The organism is Metabacillus sp. 84, from assembly GCF_050107715.1.
Taxonomy (GTDB): domain Bacteria; phylum Bacillota; class Bacilli; order Bacillales; family Bacillaceae; genus Metabacillus_B.
Map to the genome: position 1 here is coordinate 18814 of NZ_JBNILN010000016.1, position 18922 is coordinate 37735.

An 18922-nucleotide genomic window follows, 5' to 3' on the forward strand; every position below is an offset into this window, starting at 1 on the left:
TTTCTTTCAGAGTAGCAAAGAAACCATTTTCGGACAAGCTTTTATTCAGTTTACATGCCAGAGAGTTTCTTTTTCTTGGCAGCTCTTTCACGTTCGTTTTTATCGAGAATTTTCTTTCTCAAACGAATGGACTCAGGCGTTACTTCACAGTATTCATCATCATTCAAGTACTCGAGGGATTCCTCTAGTGTCATGATGCGCGGTTTTTTCATCGTTGTTGTTTGATCTTTTGTTGCTGAACGGACGTTTGTTTGCTGTTTCATTCTGCAGATGTTTACGACAAGGTCGCTGTCACGGTTATGTTCTCCAACGATCATTCCCTGGTAAACGTCTGTGCCTGGTTCAACAAAGATTACGCCGCGGTCTTCAATTCCCATGATTCCGTAACCGGATGACTTGCCGTTCTCCATGGATACAAGTACACCCTGACGGCGTCCTCCAACCTGGCCGGTCGCCATTGGCTGGTAACTGTCAAACGTATGATTGATAATTCCATAGCCGCGAGTCAGAGAAAGGAACTCTGTAGAATAGCCGATCAATCCGCGTGATGGAACCATGAAGATCATTCTTACTTGGCCGTTTCCATTATTGATCATGTCCAGCATTTCACCTTTACGGGCACCGATGGATTCCATTACTGCTCCTGTATAATCTTCTGGAACATCAATTTGAACGCGCTCCACAGGCTCGCAGCGGACACCGTCGATTTCCCGGACAATAACTTCAGGCTTTGACACTTGAAGCTCGTAGTTTTCGCGGCGCATGTTTTCAATCAGGATAGAAAGATGAAGCTCTCCGCGTCCCGAAACTGTCCATGCATCTGGAGAATCCGTATTTTCTACGCGCAGGCTGACGTCTGTCTGAAGCTGCTGCATAAGGCGCTCTTCAATTTTACGGGAGGTAACGAATTTCCCTTCGCGTCCAGCAAATGGACTGTTGTTTACAAGGAAAGTCATTTGAAGTGTCGGCTCATCAATACGCAGGATAGGAAGTGCTTCCTGGTGTTCTACCGGGCAAACGGTTTCTCCTACATTGATGTCTTCCATTCCGGAGACAGCAACGAGGTCTCCGGCGCGTGCTTCTTCAATTTCAACACGCTTCAACCCTTGGAAACCAAAGATTTTTGTTACGCGGAAGTTTTTCACTGACCCGTCAAGCTTCATGAGGGAGACTTGCTGGCCAACTTGCATCGTTCCTCTGAATACCCGGCCAATTCCAATACGGCCAACGTAGTCGTTGTAATCTAGAAGGGCTACTTGGAACTGAAGCGGATCTTCACTGTTATCAATAGGTGTCGGAATGGTTTCCATGATTGACTCAAAGATGCACTCCATGTTTTCTTCCTGTTCAGCAGGATCCGGGTTCATGCTCGCGGTCCCGTTGACAGCAGAAGCAAATACAACCGGGAATTCCAGCTGTTCTTCAGTTGCATCCAGCTCAATGAACAGGTCGATTACTTCATCTACCACTTCCTGCGGGCGGGCAGAATCTTTATCGATTTTGTTCACAACAACAATCGGAGTCAATTTTTGCTCCAATGCTTTTTTCAGAACAAAACGTGTTTGAGGCATGCATCCCTCATACGCATCAACAACGAGAAGTACACCGTCCACCATTTTCATGATCCGTTCTACTTCGCCGCCAAAGTCGGCATGGCCCGGCGTGTCCAGAATATTGATGCGTGTGTCTTTATATTGAATAGCCGTGTTTTTGGCCAAGATTGTTATTCCGCGTTCACGTTCCAAATCATTGGAGTCCATGGCACGTTCAGCAACCTGCTCGTTCGCACGGAATGTTCCAGCTTGATGAAGCAGTTTGTCTACCAGCGTCGTTTTCCCATGGTCAACGTGGGCAATAATCGCAATATTGCGAAGATCGTTTCGAAGTTTCACAATTTCATCTCCTATAATTTCAAAATACCCTCGATATTATAACACACACTGCTGGTAAAATAGAAAGTTTTTAAGTAAACTTAATTCAGAATCTTTTTTTATGTTAGGGGATGCAGCAAATGAAATCGGTTAAATGGAGATTTTTAGTGCTGGCCGTTCTGGCAGCCGTGATGATGATGATGATTGGAATTTCTGTCGGTCTGAGGAGTATCCTTGGCATCGTGGCCTCTATTATTGGATTGTGCGCAGTAATGGGCTTTGGTTTTGCAACGAAGAAGAGAATGCGGGAAAAGGGACTTTTATAATATAAATAAGACCGGGAGGACAGCCTCTGCGGTCTTATTTTTGTATACGCGATTCTGCTGTTTCAGCATCTACAAAGGAAAAATTAATACCATATATTCCTTATCCCCGATTTTCTCAAGCTTGTATTGCTCAAATCCGCCTGCGCTTAAAAATCGGATCCACTCAAGCCTGGCTTCCGGAACTCCAGCGAACAAAACTTTGTGTCCTTGAAGCCTCAATTCCTTTCCGATCAGAGAAAGGATCTCTTTTCCCGTTCCGCGGCCTCTGAAATCCGGATGAACCAAAATGGTGCCAAGCCAGGCCTTTTCATTGGAAGGAACCCACTCTGCTAAAAAGGAAATGGCCAGCGGAATGCCATTCTTCTCCCATATTCTCCATTCTCCCTGGTACATTTCATGCCGCTTCATATAATCAGATAATTCGTCTGGATCTGATTCTTCCTTAATCCAATCAGGACTATTTTGCGCGCATTGTTTAAAAAAATGAAGGTCTTCTTCGTGAAAAGCCCTGTATTGAAGCATGCTATGATTTCTTCAGGTACGTGCTGAATATTTCCTGATGAAGACCGTCTCTTGCTGCCAGTATGCTGTTCGGGCCGATTACATTCACATCTTCCCCATCCACTGTTGTTGCTACCGCACCGGTTTCCTCAAGCAAAATTAATCCGGCTGCAAAATCCCAGGGAGCGAGTCTCATCGTAATATAGCAATCCAGGCGACCTGATGCGACGTAAGCAAACTCCAGTGCCGCTGAGCCATATGATCTAGTACCGCGAGAATGGCGAACCAGCGGCGCTAAAACAGAAGGATCAATTCTTTTGTTTTCCGTGATCCAGGTTGCATTTAAGCCGATGATGGATTCTTTCACTTCTCTTTTTTCCAGCACAGGCAATGGGGTTTCATTCATAAATGCCCCCTGGCCTTTCACTGCATGATAAAGCTCATCTTGGACCACGTCGTAAATAAGACCGATCATCCCTATTCCATCCTCGTAAATTCCAATGGATATGGCAAAATTTCTTTGCTGATGAACAAAATTCATTGTGCCGTCGATCGGATCGATGATCCAGATTATTCCTTTTTCATCCTCTATTTCATGGCCATAGCCTTCTTCTCCTAAAATGCGGTGATCCGGATACGTTTCTTTAATTTTGCTGATAAAAAATTGTTCTGTTTCTTTGTCCATATTTGTAACAAGGTCATTTGGATTGGATTTTGTTTGAATAGAAAGAGAAGTTGCAAAAGAACTTCTGATGCGTTCACCGGCTTCTCTTACCCAGCTCTTTGCTTTCCCGTCAATTTCTTTCCAAATTGTCATGGTTAGCCTCTTTTCTGTTAGGACTAGTCAGATAAGCCTGTCCATATTATGTAATCGTTATGTTTTCAGGATACTTCATGGGGTTTCCTAATTCAAGCATGAAGGGGGAGGGCGAAGACGCAGATAAAAACGAACCTTTTAGAGGTTCGTTTAAAACATCTTCAGGCTATGCCTGCAGCTTTAGCCATTCTCTTCTGAGTTTTTCAAGTCTTTGTTTACTTGCGGATTTTTGATCTTCGTTGTTTTCCTCCATCGCTTCGAATAATGTGGCCAGTTCATAATCCAATTCCAGCTGGATCACACCAATACGATTTTTTATTTCTCCTGGCTGAGCGGCTTTAATGACCTGCTTCATTGAAAAACTCCCCTTTCATGCTTATTTCCTTTATAAAACTTCTAATGGTTGGACCGATAAGATTTTGTATATCTTATGTTTATTTATTATGACAGGGAACACGGTAAAAAAAATTGTGTATCTACCTATAATTAGAAGGTGTTATCAATACTTTACCACTTTGCTGACCGCGCGAAACGTGCAACTTGATTGGACCTCCGCTGGGGGTGTGCTACAATATTTTTACCCATAAACAGGAGGTTGCACTCATCATGAATTTTACAGGATTCGAAGCAGAAGATTTTGAAGTATTTGCAGTAAACGGGCTGGAAGAGAGGATGGAAATGCTCGTTGAAACGGTAAGGCCGAAACTTGAAGCACTGGGGGTGCACTTCAGTGCAATGCTGTCCCAGTTGACCGGGGAGGAGATGTTTCCGCATGTTGCGAAGCATGCCCGCCGCTCTGTAAATCCTCCCAATGACACGTGGGTGGCCTTCGCAAGCAGTAAAAGAGGGTATAAAATGCTTCCTCATTTTCAAATAGGCCTTTGGGAAACGCATGTTTTTATATGGTTCGCCATGATTTATGAAGCGCCAGGAAAAGAAGCTTTTGGAAAAGCCGCTGAGAAGAAGATCCCGACCATTGTAAAACAGATCCCGGGGCACTATGTCTGGTCAGATGATCACACAAAACCCGGTGCCTCACCTCAAGAAGAGCTGGGAAAAGCCGGCCTGAAAAAAATGGCTGAACGCCTCCAGTCTGTTAAAAAAGCTGAAATGCTCTGCGGAGTGCATATAAACAGACAAGAGGCAGAAGCTATGAGCGGCGAGGAGATGATTACAAGGATTGAACAATCCTTCCAAACTCTTCTTCCCCTTTACCAGCTCGCCCAGAGAGCATAGCAAAAATCCCGGGATGCATATAATCCCGGGATTTTTATTAAGTCATTTTAATTTTTTCGCCGCTGTCGCTTGCTTTTGCTTTTTTAACCGTCCGATAGGAGGAATAGCCGCTCGCCTCTTCAAACTCATCGCACAGATTCTTCTCTTCCGCTTTGCCAGGGACAATTTCTTTAAACCTTCTGTAGCTGTTCATCAATTCTTCTCTTAGTATTCCTGTTTCATATGCTTTTTCTACGTTCTCAAAAAATTGTACGGCGTCAATAATTTCTTCTGTTGACCAATCAGCCGACAAAGGATATTGGTAGTCCATCGGTTCACCTCAAACCATTCAATTTATTCTCCCCACTGTTTCCGGATGATTTCTCCCTCACTCATCATTCTATCAAATAATTCCTTTACAGAGGGAATGTCATGGATTATTCCTGCAGCCTGGCCAGCCCATCCGAAGCCTTCCCCCCTTTTGCCCTCATTTATGTATTTTTTATTGGCAGCCCCGTCTATATACGCCCTTAACCCTTCAAATGCTGCTTTTGTGTCCTCCAAATCCAAAATCCTGGTGGTCCAGTCATTTGAGAGCGCGCGCCCGGGTGCTCCAATTGTTTTTTTAATCAGTACAGTCCCGTTCTCATCTGCATTGAGAAGATCCTCCTTATAGGCAGAATGGGCATGGATGCACTCTTTTACCGCGATGAACCTTGTGCCCATTTCAATTCCTTCAGCCCCAAGAGCTAAAGCAGCCATTAATCCCTTTCCATCAGCAATTCCTCCGGACGCTATGACAGGGATAGATACGGACTCAACAATACTTGGAATCAGCACCATCGTGCCAGTATCTGTTTTTCCAAGATGCCCTCCTCCTTCATGTCCCACAGCCATTACTGCATCAGCTCCGAGCTCCTCTGCTTTTTCGGCCTGCCTTCTTGCTGCAACTAAAACCAGTTTCCTCACGGGTACTCCCTCAAGCTGCTGAAAAACAGGGGCCGGATTCCCGCCAGTCATGGAAATGACCTGGACCTCCTCGTCGATGGCTGCCTGCAGCATCCGGGAAAACGGCCTCCCATGCTGCCCAATAGCAAAATTGACACCAAAGGGCTGAACGGTTTTCTCCCTTGTCTTTTGTATCTCTTTTTTCAGTTCTTCAGGTGAACTTAGTGACATCGCCGTGATCTGGCCGAGTCCCCCGGCATTGGAAACGGCTGCTGCAAGCTCCGAGTAGGCAAGGTAGGCAAGTCCTCCTTGAACGATTGGATACCGAATCCCAAGCAGCTCTGTCACTCTTGTTTTCCAATTCATTTTTCATCCCCCCCATATCCTTTTTTGATAGAAGGCATATAAAGCCCTCTGACAAGATCCTTGAAAATTTTCTTTATTATTAAGAGCACAAGTGATATAATTCATTTGTTTTAGATTAGGACGCATTTTGAATAAGAAGGTGGAATTACAAATTGAATCAAAACCTTACACCGCTTTATACCGGATTAAAAAAGCATATTGACCGGAATCCTGTTCAATTTCATATACCAGGACACAAAAAAGGCGCTGGAATCGACCCGGATTTCAGAGAATATATTGGCGAGAACGCTTTGAAAATGGATCTCATAAATATTGGTCCGCTTGATGACCTTCATTCTCCTAAAGGCATTATAAAAGACGCTCAGGAGCTTGCGGCTGAAGCATTCGGTGCAGACTATACATTTTTTTCGGTCCAGGGAACCAGCGGGGCCATTATGACGATGGTAATGGCAGTCTGCAGACCGGGAGACAAAATCATCGTTCCGAGGAATGTCCATAAATCAGTCATGACAGCTATCGTATTTTCAGGAGCCATCCCTGTTTTTATTCACCCTGAAGTGGATAAGGAACTTGGGATCTCCCACGGAATTACGACCGATGCCGTGCAGACAGCTCTTGATCAAAACCCCGATGCTAAAGGAGTCCTGGTGATTAATCCAACGTATTTCGGCATATCGGCTGATTTACAGAAGATCGTGGAAATTGCCCATTCCTGCCATGTGCCCGTATTAGTCGATGAGGCTCATGGGGTTCACATTCATTTTCATGAAGAACTCCCGTTATCAGCCATGCAGGCGGGAGCTGATATGGCTGCTACAAGCGTCCATAAATTAGGAGGATCGATGACTCAGAGCTCTGTGCTTAATGTTCGGGAAGGTCTTGTTTCTGCCCAGCGGGTTCAATCCATTTTAAGCATGATGACCACAACCTCCACTTCTTACCTTCTCCTCTCATCCCTTGATGTGGCTCGCAAGCGGCTTGCAATGGAAGGGAGAGAGCTGATCGATCAAACGATACAGCTTGCGCAGAAAACAAGGCATCAGCTGAACCAAATAGAAGATATTTATTGTGTGGGTCCTGAAATTTTAGGGACTAAATCCACTTTTGATTATGACCCGACTAAATTGATTATTTCTGTTAAAAGCCTTGGCATAAACGGTTACGATGTAGAAAAATGGCTTCGTGAAAAGCATAAAATTGAAGTCGAACTTTCTGATCTTTATAATATTCTTTGCATTATAACCCCCGGCGACACAGAAGAAGAAACGAGCCTGCTCGTGCAAGCCTTAAAAGAGCTGTCTGAGAGGTTTAAGCAGCGCAATCCCGGCCAGGCTGAAGAAACGTCCGTATTGCTGCCTGATATTCCAGTGCTTGCTCTCACGCCGAGGGATGCTTTCTACGCTCAGACCGAACTCGTTCCGTTCCAGGAATCAGCGGGAAGGATTATCGCAGAATTTATTATGGTTTATCCTCCTGGCATTCCAATTTTTATCCCAGGAGAAATTATTACAGAAGACAATCTTGCCTACATTCAAAAAAACATGGAAGTGGGATTGCCGGTACAGGGCCCTGAAGACCCTAACCTGAATTCCCTTCGTGTTATTAAAGAGCATAAAGCGATCAGATAGCACATATTAAAAAGCATGCATGGAGTATTCCATGCATGCTTTTCCCCTTTTTATGCTTAACCCCTGTTATTTATTACCGTTCTAATTCTGTCTTTTCACAATCACAATTCAAGCATTTTCCATACAGCGTGGATACTTTCTCATCATCAAAGTGGCTGATTGTGCTGCTGCATTCCTGACATACGATTGTTCCCATCTTCCCATCCCCTTTACATTATTGTAAGCGGTTTTAATTATCTGTTGTTTCTATATTATTATGTCACATTGTATTCGTCAAGTAGAAAAAGTATGTCACATTTGATTTTTTTGGGGTCCTAAATAAACCAATTTTGGATGCGATGGCTCAATGAGGCTCGGGGCTAAACTATGAAGAAAGAATGGACCATCTCTCCTGGTATATCCTATATAATAGAAGGAATCAGATTATTCAAACAAACGGGGAGGATTTCTGATGAAGCATGCGAGTATTGTTTTAAAAAGCCAGACTGAAATTTCTTTAAGCGATATCAAGAGTCTGATCGGTTATTATAGGGAGATTACAGAAAAAACCGGCCAGCAGCTTGGGTGGGAATACGGCTCATCTGCATTTCCTTATCACATATCTGAGCAGAATGATAAACTGATGGTGCTGGAAAGCAGTGAGCGGGGTTTTCATCAAATCTTTATTGGTCTTGCTAATGGGGAGCCAGCTGTCATTCAATTTTATCTTCCTGAGAATTCAGCACATGGGGATAAGGCAAAGGCAAATGAATTGTGTAAGTTTTTTGCCCGGAAACTGGGAGCGGAACTTCATCTCTTCAGCGGAAAAGTAATGAGGTTCGGCTGAGAAATCCTATATTCCGACAAAGTATATAACGATCTGCCGAATAATTTATGCCCGGATACCATCATTCGGGTTTATTTTTTTTTGATATAGGCTAAATATCATATGCAATGTTTCATATTTTACAGTTTAAAGATGCGTTAGACTGTATAGATTGAACTGTGATGCTTCAAACTAATCTCAGGACATGTTACAATATGAAACGTTGTGTTTATAACACAGACTAAGATAAAAGGAGCTGATGCGTATGAAACGCGTAACACCTGTATTTACTGTTTCACTGATCGTCTCCGCTCTGTTTATCTTATGGGGAGTCTTACCCGATAGTTTTTTGGGCAATTTCACTCTCTCTAAGGTTACAGCAGCAGTGCACGGTTTTATTATTGAGAAGTTTGGCTGGTTTTATCTTCTCACGGCAACATTCTTTCTGATTTTCGCTTTAGGCCTTATCTTTACTAAGTACGGGAACATTAAGCTTGGAAAAGACGACGATAAACCTGAATACTCGTACATATCATGGTTCGCCATGCTGTTCAGTGCCGGCATGGGGATCGGCTTAGTTTTCTGGGGAGCTGCAGAACCATTAAATCATTATATGACACCTCCTCTCGGAGAAGGCGGTACAGATGAAGCAGCCAGAGGAGCTCTCAGGTACTCATTCTTTCATTGGGGATTGCACCCGTGGGGTATTTACTCTGTAATCGCACTCGCCTTAGCTTATTTCACCTTCAGAAAAGGCCAGAATGGAGTCATCAGCAAAACGCTTGAGCCATTGATTGGGAAAAGATCTGAAGGCGGCTTCGGAATCCTCATTAATTTTGTTGCTGTTTTCGCAACGATTTTTGGAGTTGCCACTTCCTTAGGGTTAGGGGCCACTCAAATTTCCGGCGGGGTTTCACACGTATTCCCGGTCATCCAGAACAATTTGACCACACAGCTTATCATTATTGCGATTGTAACGGTTCTATTCACAATATCCGCCCAAACCGGACTTGATAAAGGTATTAAATATTTGAGCAACCTGAATGTCATTTTAGCCATTCTTCTTATGGCTGCACTTTTATTCATCGGACCTACTAATTTTATAATGGACTTCTTTGTTACAACTTTGGGAGGCTATATCCAAAACCTTCCCGCACAAAGCTTTAGACTGCTTCCTTTCCAGGAAGAAAATACATGGATTCAGGATTGGACATTGTTCTATTGGGCCTGGTGGATTTCTTGGGCGCCATTCGTTGGTACATTTATTGCCAGGGTGTCAAAAGGAAGAACCATCCGTGAATTCGTTATTGGAGTTCTAGCTGTCCCGACAATATTTGGAGCATTATGGTTTTCTGTATTCGGAGGCTCAGCGATCTACCTTGAGCATTTCCAAAACGTGAATCTTGTTGAAGCGATGACAGAAGGCGGTACAGAGATTGCTTTGTTTGAAACTCTCAGCAACTTTCCGCTGGGTACAGTATTATCCCTGCTCGCTATTTTCCTGATTGCTACATTCTTTATTACTTCTGCCGATTCAGCTACATTCGTACTGGGCATGCAGACTACGAACGGTGATTTGAATCCAAAGAATTCAGTTAAACTTGTATGGGGCATTATCCAATCAAGTATTGCTGCCATCCTTTTGTTTACAGGAGGATTGGAGGCTCTTCAGACAGCATCCATAATAGCAGCACTGCCATTTGCGATTATTATGATCATGATGGTGTTCTCTCTGGCCAAATCATTACGCAAAGAAAAGGTTATGATATACAAGCCAGTCGATAAAGAGACATTAGATAAATTAGATAAAAATGAAACATAATTCCTCTTCCCTCCGTCTTACTAGCGGAGGGTTTTATTTAATCTTTATTTATTGAAAATTCAATTTATCATTTGAGTAACATTTTGATGACATGATCTAGAACATGAAAACAGTATGGTAAAATGGGATTAATTTGATAGGTCTTTCTGGGCCTCGGGAGGGAAAATTGTGTTCACAGACAGAATGCTTCAGTTCAATCGGATCCTTCTTGCCGCCTTGATTGGACCCGTTCTAATTCTCTCTTCCTGCACATTCCCGGGAGTCATTTCCCAGACTGCAGTCCCCCCTGTTCATTCAAAAGAAAAGGTTATTCTTTTCTTCTCGGATGAAAAGAAAATAGAGGAGGAAGAGCAGTACTATGATGCGCTGCTTGCTATAAAGGACAAGTATCCTGCGGAGTATAAGAAAATGAGGATTTATCAGGAGGAGCAAAAAAATCCTTACGGAGTAAGCACTTATCCTGCTTTAATGATCATGGAAAATCACGAAATTGTTGTAAGAATTGAAGGAATAGTGAATAGCAAGGATGAAATACTTGCTCCAATCAAAAAAGCATTGAGTCCATAGAAAAAACCTCCGCAAGAGCGGAGGTTTTTTTGTTATTTTACGATGTGGATCGGGCTTCCAAGAGCAACTTCTGCTGCTTCCATTGTAATTTCTCCCAAAGTAGGGTGAGCATGAATGGTCATAGCGATATCTTCAGCAGTCATGCCGGATTCAATGGCAAGACCAAGTTCAGAGATCATATCAGAAGCGTTTGCACCAGCAATTTGAGCTCCGATTACAATTCCGTCCTCTTTAGTCGTCACGAGCTTCATGAAACCGTCTGTCTCGTTAAGTGACAGGGCACGTCCATTCGCTGCGAATGGGAATTTAGCCGCAGTTACTTCAAGTCCTTCTTCTTTAGCCTGAGCTTCTGTATAGCCTACAGTAGCCAGCTCTGGCTCAGAGAAGACCACAGCTGGAATTCCAAGATAATCGATTTCGGCCGGCTCGCCTGCGATCACTTCTGCAGCTATTTTGCCTTCGTAGGATGCCTTATGTGCAAGAGGCGGCCCTTCTACGATATCACCGATTGCAAAAATGTTGGAAACGCTTGTGCGGCACTGCTTGTCAATTTTGATAACGCCGCGGTCACTCATTTCAACACCAACCTGCTCAAGGCCAAGCTCATCAGTGTTCGGACGGCGGCCTACCGTTACCAATACGTAATCCGCTTCGACTGTTTGCTCTTCGCCTTTCACTTCAAATGTTACTTTCACGCCATTTTCTGTTTCTTCAACAGATTTAGCCATCGCTTTTGTATGAATGTCAACGTTCCCTTTTTTCTTCAGGTTGCGTTTAACCAGTGAGCTCATTTGTTTCTCAAAGCCCATTAAAATATCATCCAAAGCTTCAATGATGGTTACTTCAGTACCAAAGTTAGCATAAGCCGTTCCAAGCTCCGTACCGATGTAGCCTCCGCCGATTACAACCAGTTTCTTTGGAACATCTTTAAGAGCAAGAGCCCCGGTAGAATGGATGACACGGTCAGAGTACTTGAATGCTGGAAGTTCGATTGGACGGGAACCCGTCGCAATGATTGCATTTTTAAACTTATAAGTTTGGGAAGAATTATCATCCATTACTTTAATGGACTCTCCATCTACGAAGTATGCTTCTCCGCGGACGATTTCTACTTTGTTTCCTTTTAGAAGGCCTTCAACACCGCTTGTAAGCTTGTTGACAACACTGCCTTTCCACTCTTGGACCTTTGTAAAATCAACTTTTACGTTTTCAGCCGTGATTCCCATGTCTTCGGAATGCTTAGCATTTTCGAAGCGGTGGCCAGCTGAGATCAATGCTTTGGAAGGAATACAACCAACGTTCAGGCAAACTCCGCCTAAAGTTCCTTTTTCAACGATTGTAACTTTTTGTCCTAGCTGTGCAGCGCGGATGGCGGCTACATAGCCGCCAGGTCCCGCACCAATGACAAGAGTGTCTGTCTCAATAGGGAAATCTCCTACTACCATTGATTACGCCTCCATTAAAATAAGTTGTGGGTCATTCAGCAAACGCTTGATGTGGTTCATTGCATTTTGTGCAGTAGCACCATCAATCATACGGTGATCAAAGCTCAAGGATAGAGCAAGAACCGGAGCTACAACGATTTCTCCATCGCGTACAACAGCTTTTTCAGCAATGCGGCCAATTCCAAGGATTGCAACCTCAGGGTGGTTGATTACTGGTGTAAACCATTGTCCGCCGGCAGAACCGATGTTAGAGATTGTGCAGGATGCACCTTTCATTTCGGCACCGGAAAGTTTACCGTCGCGCGCTTTAACTGCAAGCTGGTTGATCTCATCAGAGATTTCAAATACAGATTTGCGGTCAGCATTTTTAACAACTGGTACTAAAAGACCTTTTTCAGTGTCTGCAGCGATCCCGATGTTGTAATAGTGTTTCTGAACAATTTCGTCCGTGCTGTCATCTAGAGATGTATTAAGCACTGGGAACTTCTTCAGCGCGGAAGTAAGAGCTTTCACAACGTACGGTAAATATGTTAACTTAATACCCTGGTCTGCCGCAACACCTTTAAACTTTTTGCGGTGTGCAACAAGCTCGGATACATCTATTTCATCCATTAGCGTAACGTGAGGAGCCGTATGCTTCGAGTTCACCATAGCTTTGGCAATCGCTCTTCTCATTCCGGACATCTTTTCACGGGTTTCAGGAAGCTCACCTTCCGGAATTGGTTGTGCAGCCGGTTTTGACTCTTGTTTAGATTCTTGTTTGCTTTCCTCTGCTGCTGGGGCTTCTGCCGGCTTCGCAGCTCCGCCTTTGCCGAATGCATCGATATCTTCTTTAGATACGCGGCCATTTTTGCCGGATCCGTTTACTTGACGGATATCAATTCCTTGCTCGCGTGCATATTTACGCACAGATGGCATAGCTACAATGCGTTTATTTGGGTCAGCTTCAACCTGATCCTGGCTTCCTGCACCTGTTTCGTCAGCAGGTTCCTGCTTTGGAGCTTCTTCTTTTTTCACATCTTGGCCCGCTTCACCTGTTGATTGAACCTGAGCCTCAGTTTTTTCTTCTTTCTTCTCATCGCTTCCATGATCGTCACCTTTAAACTTAAGGTTTTCGTAGCCTGGAGCGTCAAAAGTGATTAGAGTTTGTCCAACAGTTGCAACTGTTCCCTCTTCTACTTTAAGTTCTACTACTTTTCCTTTTACAGGAGAAGGAATTTCAACGACTGCTTTATCATTTTGCACTTCTGCCAGTACGTCGTCCTCTTCAATTTCGTCACCTGGCTTAACAAACCATTTTACGATCTCGCCTTCATGGATTCCTTCACCGATATCCGGCATTTTAAATTCGAATGACACGGTTTTTCAACCTCCCAGTTTTGTGTGATTTGCTATGAACGAAAAGAAACCAGCTTCACTGATTTCTTTTCGATTGATGTTTCGTCCTGTTTGATTAAAATTCCAAAACTTTTTTAGCTGTTTCAATTACATCCTTGTGGTTAGGCAGCCATACACCCTCTGCTTGAGAGAAAGGGAATACTGTATCAGAAGCTGTAACACGAAGAACAGGAGCTTCAAGGCTTAGGATAGCGCGGTCATTTATTTCAGCCACAACGTTTGCTCCTACGCCCGCTTGCTTTTGAGCTTCTTGAACAACGATTGCACGGCCTGTTTTCTCAACAGAAGCAATGATTGTATCGATATCCAGCGGCTGAACTGTACGAAGGTCAATAACCTCTACGGATTTGCCTTCTTTTTCAAGCTCTTCAGCTGCTTTAAGAGATTCATGAACCATTGCACCATACGTGATAATGGATAGATCTGTTCCTTCGCGTTTTACTTCAGCTTTGCCAAGTTCAATCGTATACTCTTCTTCAGGAACTTCCTGACGGAAAGAGCGGTAAAGCTTCATGTGCTCAAGGAAGATAACCGGGTCGTTATCACGAATAGCAGAAATCAAAAGGCCTTTTGCATCATAAGGCGTTGAAGGAATAACCACTTTCAGACCAGGCTGTTGAGTCATAAGACCTTCCAGGCTGTCAGCATGCATTTCCGGAGTATGTACTCCTCCGCCAAATGGGGAACGGATTGTGACAGGTGATGTCCATCTTCCGCCAGAACGGTAACGCATACGAGCCATTTGGCCGGAAATGGAATCCATTACTTCATATACAAATCCGAAGAACTGAATTTCAGGTACTGGACGGTAGCCTTGAAGACCAAGTCCAAGTGCAAGTCCGCCGATTCCGGATTCTGCAAGCGGAGTATCGAATACACGGTCTTCGCCAAATTCCTTCTGCAATCCTTCAGTCGCGCGGAAAACCCCGCCGTTTACGCCAACGTCTTCTCCAAATACTAGAACGTTTTCGTCATTTTTTAGTTCTGTGCGTAACGCATCAGTGATTGCCTGAATCATTGTCATTTGCGCCATGGCTTACTTCGACTCCTTCGCTTTATAAATTTCAAACTGCTCCTTGAGATTATTAGGCATTTCTTCGTACATAATGCCCATAAGGTCAGTTACTTTTTGTTTTGGATAATCGTCGGCTTTTTTGATTGCTTCTTTAATTTCTTCTTTCGCCTGTTCGATTACTTTGTTCTCTTCTTCCTCGCTCCAAAGCTTTTTGCCTTCTAGGAACTTACGGAAACGGACAAGAGGATCCTTTTCTTCCCACTCATTTTCAATGTCTTTTGTACGGTAGCGTGTCGGGTCATCCCCAGCCATTGTATGAGGGCCATAACGGAACGTAAGGGTTTCGATTAATGTTGGGCCTTCTCCGTCGATTGCACGTTTGCGCGCTTCAGCTGTAGCAGCATACACAGCAAGCGGGTCCATGCCGTCTACTTGAATCCCTACGATTCCTGCTGCAACTGCTTTCTGAGCAATTGTACGTGCAGCAGATTGTTTTTCAACCGGAGTAGAAATTGCATAGCGGTTGTTTTGCACAACGAAAATTGCAGGAGCCTTAAATGCTCCGGCAAAGTTAATTCCTTCATAGAAATCACCTTGTGAAGCTCCGCCGTCCCCAGTATATGTGATGGCAACTGCTTCTTTTCCACGCTTTTTCATTCCAAGCGCTACACCGGCTGTCTGGATGTATTGAGCTCCAATGATGATTTGAGGCGACAATGCATATACATCTTCAGGCATTTGGTTGCCGTGGAAATGTCCGCGGGAGAATAGGAACGCCTGATAAAGCGGAAGACCATGCCAAATGATTTGAGGCACATCACGGTAACCAGGAAGGATAAAGTCATCTTTTTCCAATGCAAAATGGGAAGCAATCTGAGAAGCTTCCTGTCCGGCAGTCGGAGCATAGAAGCCAAGACGTCCCTGACGGTTAAGAGAAATTGAACGCTGATCAAGGATACGAGTATATACCATACGGCGCATAAGCTCTTTCAATTGATCATCAGACAGATCCGGCATTGCCGCTTCATTCACGACTTCGCCTTTTTCATTTAAAATTTGTAACGTTTGGAACTGCTCGGCAATCGCATCAAATTGCTTTTTGCCGTCTACAAGTGCAGATTTAGTTTTAGCAGCCATCTAAGTCACCTCTTCCTTTCATTTAGACAAATTTGATAGCAGAATGATACAAGTCATATACAGATTTAGGATACCCTAAATTAACTCACAGACACATTTTTTCAAATACATTCCACTACCATTTACCACATTGGAGCAACTTAAAACTTTTATGTATGCAATATTTTAAGCTACAGAAACTGTATTAATTTTATTACAGACAAAATTAATACAATCCAATTATCACAACCATAGTTTACACCTCATAAAAATGGAAGTCAATCGGTTTACATCAGGATTATTTCAGTATTAAAATGGAATTTGCTAATACCTTATTATGGAAATGAATAAAACTGTATTAGTACAAAAACTATAACTGTACTACAATAGTAGCGTTTTCATTTTAAAAAACAAAATGCCGGAGAAACCTCTGCAAACCTCGGAGTGTCTGCAGCCGTCTGTTCCGGCACAATCTTTATTCTTCCGTATTAATGTCTGCTGCCTGATAAAATTCCTTTTTTCCTGCGTTATACTTTTCAGTATAGCTGTTAAAATCTTCATTCAGTTCCTTTACTTCGTCATAAGCTGTATTGATTTTGGAAATGTGCGCCTCCAGGTCTTCGAGCTTAAGGTCTTTATTTTGAAACATTTTATAAAGCTCTTCATCAAGAGCGATCGCTGTGCTGTATGACTTTGCGAGGCTGTCATAGGATTTATAGCGTTCAGCCATCAGTTTTTTCAGTTCTTCTGCTTCTTTGGACGCTTTTTCATTTTCAATTTTGTTTAGTGCTTCTTCAGCCTCTTTAAATGCTTTCTCGGATTCTTCAATGCTATTTCGCTCTGCTTCGATTTTCTCCTTGCGGTTTTTTACAATCTCGAGCGCATCTTCAGAAAGAGATTTGATTTTTTCAAAATCCTTCATGCCAAGTGCAATAATTTCGCTGTAGATTTCATTTTCTTTTTTTTCAAGTTCAATAAGAGGTTTTTGCTCCTCTTTGAATGAACTTTCCTTCGACACCACATTTTCCAGTGCTTCATAAGCCTGTTCGGATGGCGAAGCCCCCATACACCCTGTCAGAAGTGAGCCTGTCAGCACAGCCCCCATGCCAAGCATGAGCCACTTATTCGTTTTTATCACAACTAATCCCCCTTACTATACAATAACTAACTATAAAATCTCTTAGGTTGGAACACAATACATCCGGAGAAAGTTTTAATCCTAAAACGTAAAAAATAGGTAATTAGACGGTACTTATCTTCTATCCGCTGGTCTTTTGCCTAAAAAATTTGAAATTGGGCGGATGACTATACACATCTGCCCCCTGAGCATATGGTATATCAGACGCTCAAGCAAGAGCGCTATTTAAAAGGAGGTCACCACTATGTATTGTTATCCTGCATATCCTGCATATGGCTGCGGCGGCGGCTACGGCGGCGGACGCACATTTGCTCTAATCGTCGTATTGTTCATCCTATTGATCATCGTTGGAGCAGCATACCTCGGCGGAGGCTGCTAATAAGAAAAGCGGAGGGCGCTCGCACAGCCCCGACAAGCATAAGACAATCAGCCGTAGGAAGGCGCTTTTCCTTCCGCAGGATGAGTGGCTTATGACCTCGAGGGGCTAGCGCCCGGAGCTAGACACCAAATCCCGGTGCATAGCTCTACATAAATAAGAAAAGCGGAGGGCGCTGAGATAAGGATGTTCTGCTAAGTGCGCGGCGTCCTGCCGCAACGCAGAACGGACCTGCCTCCTGCAGGCCCCCGACAAGCATAAGACAATCAGCCGTAGGATGGCGGGAAAAGGAAGTTCGGGAGAAGTGCGCGGCGTCCTGCCGCTCTCCCGAACTGACCCGCGTCCTGCGGGCCTGAGTGGCTTATGACCTCGAGGGGCTAGCGCCCGGAGCTAGACACCAATCCCGGTGCATAGCTCTACATAAATAAGAAAAGCGGAGGGCGCTGAGGTAAGGATGTTCTGCTAAGTGCGCGGCGTCCTTCCGCAACGCAGAACGGACCTGCTGTCTGATAACAACCAGGCTACTCGCAGGTATCTGTCCCTGTTTTTCTTTTTCCCTCAAAAGAAATCTTCATTTGTCTTGAACCGTATTTTTAAATAGACTTTGTTAAAGCATGGTGTTGATTTTTCACACCTGTTAATTGGAGCGGAAATCAACAGCCAAGTTTAACAGAACTTTTAAATAAAATAAATGATTGGACAGACTTTAACCTGTTATTTAAAATATGGCTTTGGAATAGCATTTTTTAAACACAGCAGAAGGGCGAACGCCGGCAGCTGCAATAAGCCAAGGGGAGATAAGAAATTATCCCAATTAAAATAATTTATATCATCTTTCATTCAAAATATGGATTCTATATAATAAGAAAGATACGTGTTGAAACGATGAGAGGAAGTGCTCAATATGCTTACCAGCAAAGACATCATTAGAGAAGGCCATCCAACTTTGAGGGAAACAGCAAAGGAAGTGCCTCTTCCCGCATCTCAAGAAGACAGAAAAACCCTTGAAGAAATGCTGGAATATCTAAAACAAAGCCAGGACCCTGAGCTTGCAGAAAAACATGATCTCCGCCCGGGGGTCGGGCTTGCTGCCCCGCAAATTAATGTAAGCAAGAGGATGATCGCCGTTCATTTTGAAGATGAAGGCAAAAAATACAGCTATGGTCTTATTAATCCCCGAATAATCAGCCACTCTGTTCAGCAGAGTTTTCTTACGTCGGGAGAAGGCTGTCTTTCAGTTGACAGACCCGTTCCGGGCTACGTCCCCCGCTATTCGAAAATACGGGTGAAAGCGACCTTACTGGACGGAACAGAGCTGGATTTGAAATTAAAAGGGATGGCAGCCATCGTGCTGCAGCATGAAATTGATCACCTTAACGGAGTAATGTTTTATGACCATATGAGTGAAACGGAGCCTTTTTCAATTCCTGAGGGCGCTATAGCAGTTGAACGCTAAGAAGGCCTCCTCATCCAGGCTGCTATGTTAAGCCCGGTATCAGGATGTGCGGTAAATGGGTTAAGTGAAGATGGCATCTCTTTTTACAAGGCTTGAAAAAAAAGAGGGTCCT

20 protein-coding genes are annotated in these 18922 nt (G+C 43.7%); 8 read left to right on the top strand and 12 right to left on the bottom strand.

Annotated features, from left to right (window positions below; translation table 11 throughout):
• Positions 1-50: 50 nt before the first annotated feature.
• Entirely contained in the window at positions 51-1892 is a 1842-nt protein-coding gene (typA, locus tag ACQCV8_RS18390) for a translational GTPase TypA (RefSeq protein WP_426846910.1), read from the bottom strand.
• A 119-nt stretch (positions 1893-2011) separates the two neighbouring features.
• Here typA and ACQCV8_RS18395 point away from each other — a divergent pair, with 119 nt between their 5' ends.
• Positions 2012-2197 carry a YlaF family protein gene (locus ACQCV8_RS18395; protein ID WP_426846911.1) on the top strand — a complete coding sequence of 62 codons (186 nt, stop codon included), beginning with the start codon at positions 2012-2014 and terminating at the stop codon, positions 2195-2197.
• 69 nt (positions 2198-2266) lie between these two features.
• Here the strand turns inward: ACQCV8_RS18395 and ACQCV8_RS18400 are convergent, their stop codons facing one another.
• The 3 genes from ACQCV8_RS18400 to ACQCV8_RS18410 form a co-directional block, all read right to left on the bottom strand.
• Positions 2267-2719, bottom strand: coding sequence for an N-acetyltransferase family protein (locus ACQCV8_RS18400; RefSeq protein ID WP_426846912.1), 453 nt, complete (start codon positions 2717-2719; stop codon positions 2267-2269).
• A gap of 1 nt (position 2720) precedes the next feature.
• Complete coding sequence (locus tag ACQCV8_RS18405) at positions 2721-3515, bottom strand: inositol monophosphatase family protein (RefSeq protein WP_426846913.1); 795 nt, start codon at positions 3513-3515, stop codon at positions 2721-2723.
• Positions 3516-3681: 166 nt separating this feature from the next.
• Positions 3682-3870 (bottom strand): hypothetical protein, encoded by a 189-nt coding sequence (locus tag ACQCV8_RS18410; protein WP_426846914.1) that lies wholly within the window; start codon positions 3868-3870, stop codon positions 3682-3684.
• Between the two features lie 251 nt (positions 3871-4121).
• Here ACQCV8_RS18410 and ACQCV8_RS18415 point away from each other — a divergent pair, with 251 nt between their 5' ends.
• Positions 4122-4751, top strand: a complete 630-nt coding sequence (locus tag ACQCV8_RS18415) for a YktB family protein (protein WP_426846915.1) — start codon at positions 4122-4124, stop codon at positions 4749-4751.
• A gap of 37 nt (positions 4752-4788) precedes the next feature.
• Here ACQCV8_RS18415 and ACQCV8_RS18420 read toward each other — a convergent pair whose 3' ends face one another.
• Positions 4789-5061 carry a UPF0223 family protein gene (locus ACQCV8_RS18420; protein WP_426846916.1) on the bottom strand — a complete coding sequence of 91 codons (273 nt, stop codon included), beginning with the start codon at positions 5059-5061 and terminating at the stop codon, positions 4789-4791.
• 23 nt (positions 5062-5084) lie between these two features.
• Complete coding sequence (locus ACQCV8_RS18425; RefSeq protein WP_426846917.1) at positions 5085-6044, bottom strand: NAD(P)H-dependent flavin oxidoreductase; 960 nt, start codon at positions 6042-6044, stop codon at positions 5085-5087.
• Positions 6045-6196: 152 nt separating this feature from the next.
• On the opposite strand from ACQCV8_RS18425, the gene ACQCV8_RS18430 reads away from it, so the two are divergent.
• The gene (locus ACQCV8_RS18430; protein WP_426846918.1) at positions 6197-7672 is read left to right on the top strand and encodes an aminotransferase class I/II-fold pyridoxal phosphate-dependent enzyme; all 1476 of its coding nucleotides are present in this window, start codon (positions 6197-6199) and stop codon (positions 7670-7672) included.
• Positions 7673-7745: 73 nt separating this feature from the next.
• Here the strand turns inward: ACQCV8_RS18430 and ACQCV8_RS18435 are convergent, their stop codons facing one another.
• On the bottom strand, positions 7746-7868 hold the full coding sequence (locus ACQCV8_RS18435; RefSeq protein WP_426846919.1) for a GapA-binding peptide SR1P: 123 nt from the start codon (positions 7866-7868) through the stop codon (positions 7746-7748).
• A 255-nt stretch (positions 7869-8123) separates the two neighbouring features.
• Here ACQCV8_RS18435 and ACQCV8_RS18440 point away from each other — a divergent pair, with 255 nt between their 5' ends.
• The 3 genes from ACQCV8_RS18440 (at position 8124) to ACQCV8_RS18450 (ending at position 10866) form a co-directional block, all read left to right on the top strand.
• Positions 8124-8498, top strand: a complete 375-nt coding sequence (locus ACQCV8_RS18440) for a DUF1885 family protein (protein WP_426846920.1) — start codon at positions 8124-8126, stop codon at positions 8496-8498.
• A 244-nt stretch (positions 8499-8742) separates the two neighbouring features.
• Positions 8743-10299, top strand: a complete 1557-nt coding sequence (locus ACQCV8_RS18445) for a glycine betaine uptake BCCT transporter (RefSeq protein ID WP_426846921.1) — start codon at positions 8743-8745, stop codon at positions 10297-10299.
• A gap of 168 nt (positions 10300-10467) precedes the next feature.
• On the top strand, positions 10468-10866 hold the full coding sequence (locus ACQCV8_RS18450) for a hypothetical protein (RefSeq protein ID WP_426846922.1): 399 nt from the start codon (positions 10468-10470) through the stop codon (positions 10864-10866).
• A gap of 32 nt (positions 10867-10898) precedes the next feature.
• Here ACQCV8_RS18450 and lpdA read toward each other — a convergent pair whose 3' ends face one another.
• The 5 genes from lpdA to ACQCV8_RS18475 all read right to left on the bottom strand — a co-directional run bounded on the left by lpdA (position 10899) and on the right by ACQCV8_RS18475 (position 16978).
• Positions 10899-12311 carry a dihydrolipoyl dehydrogenase gene (lpdA, locus tag ACQCV8_RS18455; protein WP_426846923.1) on the bottom strand — a complete coding sequence of 471 codons (1413 nt, stop codon included), beginning with the start codon at positions 12309-12311 and terminating at the stop codon, positions 10899-10901.
• A 3-nt stretch (positions 12312-12314) separates the two neighbouring features.
• The gene (locus ACQCV8_RS18460) at positions 12315-13670 is read right to left on the bottom strand and encodes a dihydrolipoamide acetyltransferase family protein (protein WP_426846924.1); all 1356 of its coding nucleotides are present in this window, start codon (positions 13668-13670) and stop codon (positions 12315-12317) included.
• Positions 13671-13764: 94 nt separating this feature from the next.
• A complete protein-coding gene (locus ACQCV8_RS18465) occupies positions 13765-14742 on the bottom strand; it encodes an alpha-ketoacid dehydrogenase subunit beta (RefSeq protein WP_426846925.1) in 978 nt (325 codons plus the stop codon).
• 3 nt (positions 14743-14745) lie between these two features.
• A complete protein-coding gene (pdhA, locus tag ACQCV8_RS18470; RefSeq protein WP_426846926.1) occupies positions 14746-15861 on the bottom strand; it encodes a pyruvate dehydrogenase (acetyl-transferring) E1 component subunit alpha in 1116 nt (371 codons plus the stop codon).
• A 454-nt stretch (positions 15862-16315) separates the two neighbouring features.
• On the bottom strand, positions 16316-16978 hold the full coding sequence (locus ACQCV8_RS18475; protein ID WP_426846927.1) for a YkyA family protein: 663 nt from the start codon (positions 16976-16978) through the stop codon (positions 16316-16318).
• 244 nt (positions 16979-17222) lie between these two features.
• Between ACQCV8_RS18475 and ACQCV8_RS18480 the strand changes: the two genes are divergently transcribed.
• Both ACQCV8_RS18480 and def read left to right on the top strand, forming a co-directional pair.
• Positions 17223-17357, top strand: coding sequence for a YjcZ family sporulation protein (locus ACQCV8_RS18480; RefSeq protein WP_426846928.1), 135 nt, complete (start codon positions 17223-17225; stop codon positions 17355-17357).
• A 901-nt stretch (positions 17358-18258) separates the two neighbouring features.
• Positions 18259-18810, top strand: coding sequence for a peptide deformylase (gene def / locus ACQCV8_RS18485; protein ID WP_426846929.1), 552 nt, complete (start codon positions 18259-18261; stop codon positions 18808-18810).
• Positions 18811-18922 lie beyond the last annotated feature (112 nt).

Bases quoted from the DNA above. Each gene is read 5' to 3' on its own strand.
- pdhA (WP_426846926.1), bottom strand. From the start codon at position 15,861: ATGGCTGCTAAAACTAAATCTGCACTTGTAGACGGCAAAAAGCAATTT.
- ACQCV8_RS18410 (WP_426846914.1), bottom strand. From the start codon at position 3,870: ATGAAGCAGGTCATTAAAGCCGCTCAGCCAGGAGAAATAAAAAATCGT.
- ACQCV8_RS18435 (WP_426846919.1), bottom strand. From the start codon at position 7,868: ATGGGAACAATCGTATGTCAGGAATGCAGCAGCACAATCAGCCACTTT.
- ACQCV8_RS18425 (WP_426846917.1), bottom strand. From the start codon at position 6,044: ATGAATTGGAAAACAAGAGTGACAGAGCTGCTTGGGATTCGGTATCCA.
- ACQCV8_RS18465 (WP_426846925.1), bottom strand. From the start codon at position 14,742: ATGGCGCAAATGACAATGATTCAGGCAATCACTGATGCGTTACGCACA.
- lpdA (WP_426846923.1), bottom strand. From the start codon at position 12,311: ATGGTAGTAGGAGATTTCCCTATTGAGACAGACACTCTTGTCATTGGT.
- ACQCV8_RS18395 (WP_426846911.1), top strand. From the start codon at position 2,012: ATGAAATCGGTTAAATGGAGATTTTTAGTGCTGGCCGTTCTGGCAGCC.
- def (WP_426846929.1), top strand. From the start codon at position 18,259: ATGCTTACCAGCAAAGACATCATTAGAGAAGGCCATCCAACTTTGAGG.
- ACQCV8_RS18480 (WP_426846928.1), top strand. From the start codon at position 17,223: ATGTATTGTTATCCTGCATATCCTGCATATGGCTGCGGCGGCGGCTAC.
- ACQCV8_RS18400 (WP_426846912.1), bottom strand. From the start codon at position 2,719: ATGCTTCAATACAGGGCTTTTCACGAAGAAGACCTTCATTTTTTTAAA.
- ACQCV8_RS18440 (WP_426846920.1), top strand. From the start codon at position 8,124: ATGAAGCATGCGAGTATTGTTTTAAAAAGCCAGACTGAAATTTCTTTA.
- ACQCV8_RS18420 (WP_426846916.1), bottom strand. From the start codon at position 5,061: ATGGACTACCAATATCCTTTGTCGGCTGATTGGTCAACAGAAGAAATT.
- ACQCV8_RS18405 (WP_426846913.1), bottom strand. From the start codon at position 3,515: ATGACAATTTGGAAAGAAATTGACGGGAAAGCAAAGAGCTGGGTAAGA.
- ACQCV8_RS18445 (WP_426846921.1), top strand. From the start codon at position 8,743: ATGAAACGCGTAACACCTGTATTTACTGTTTCACTGATCGTCTCCGCT.
- ACQCV8_RS18415 (WP_426846915.1), top strand. From the start codon at position 4,122: ATGAATTTTACAGGATTCGAAGCAGAAGATTTTGAAGTATTTGCAGTA.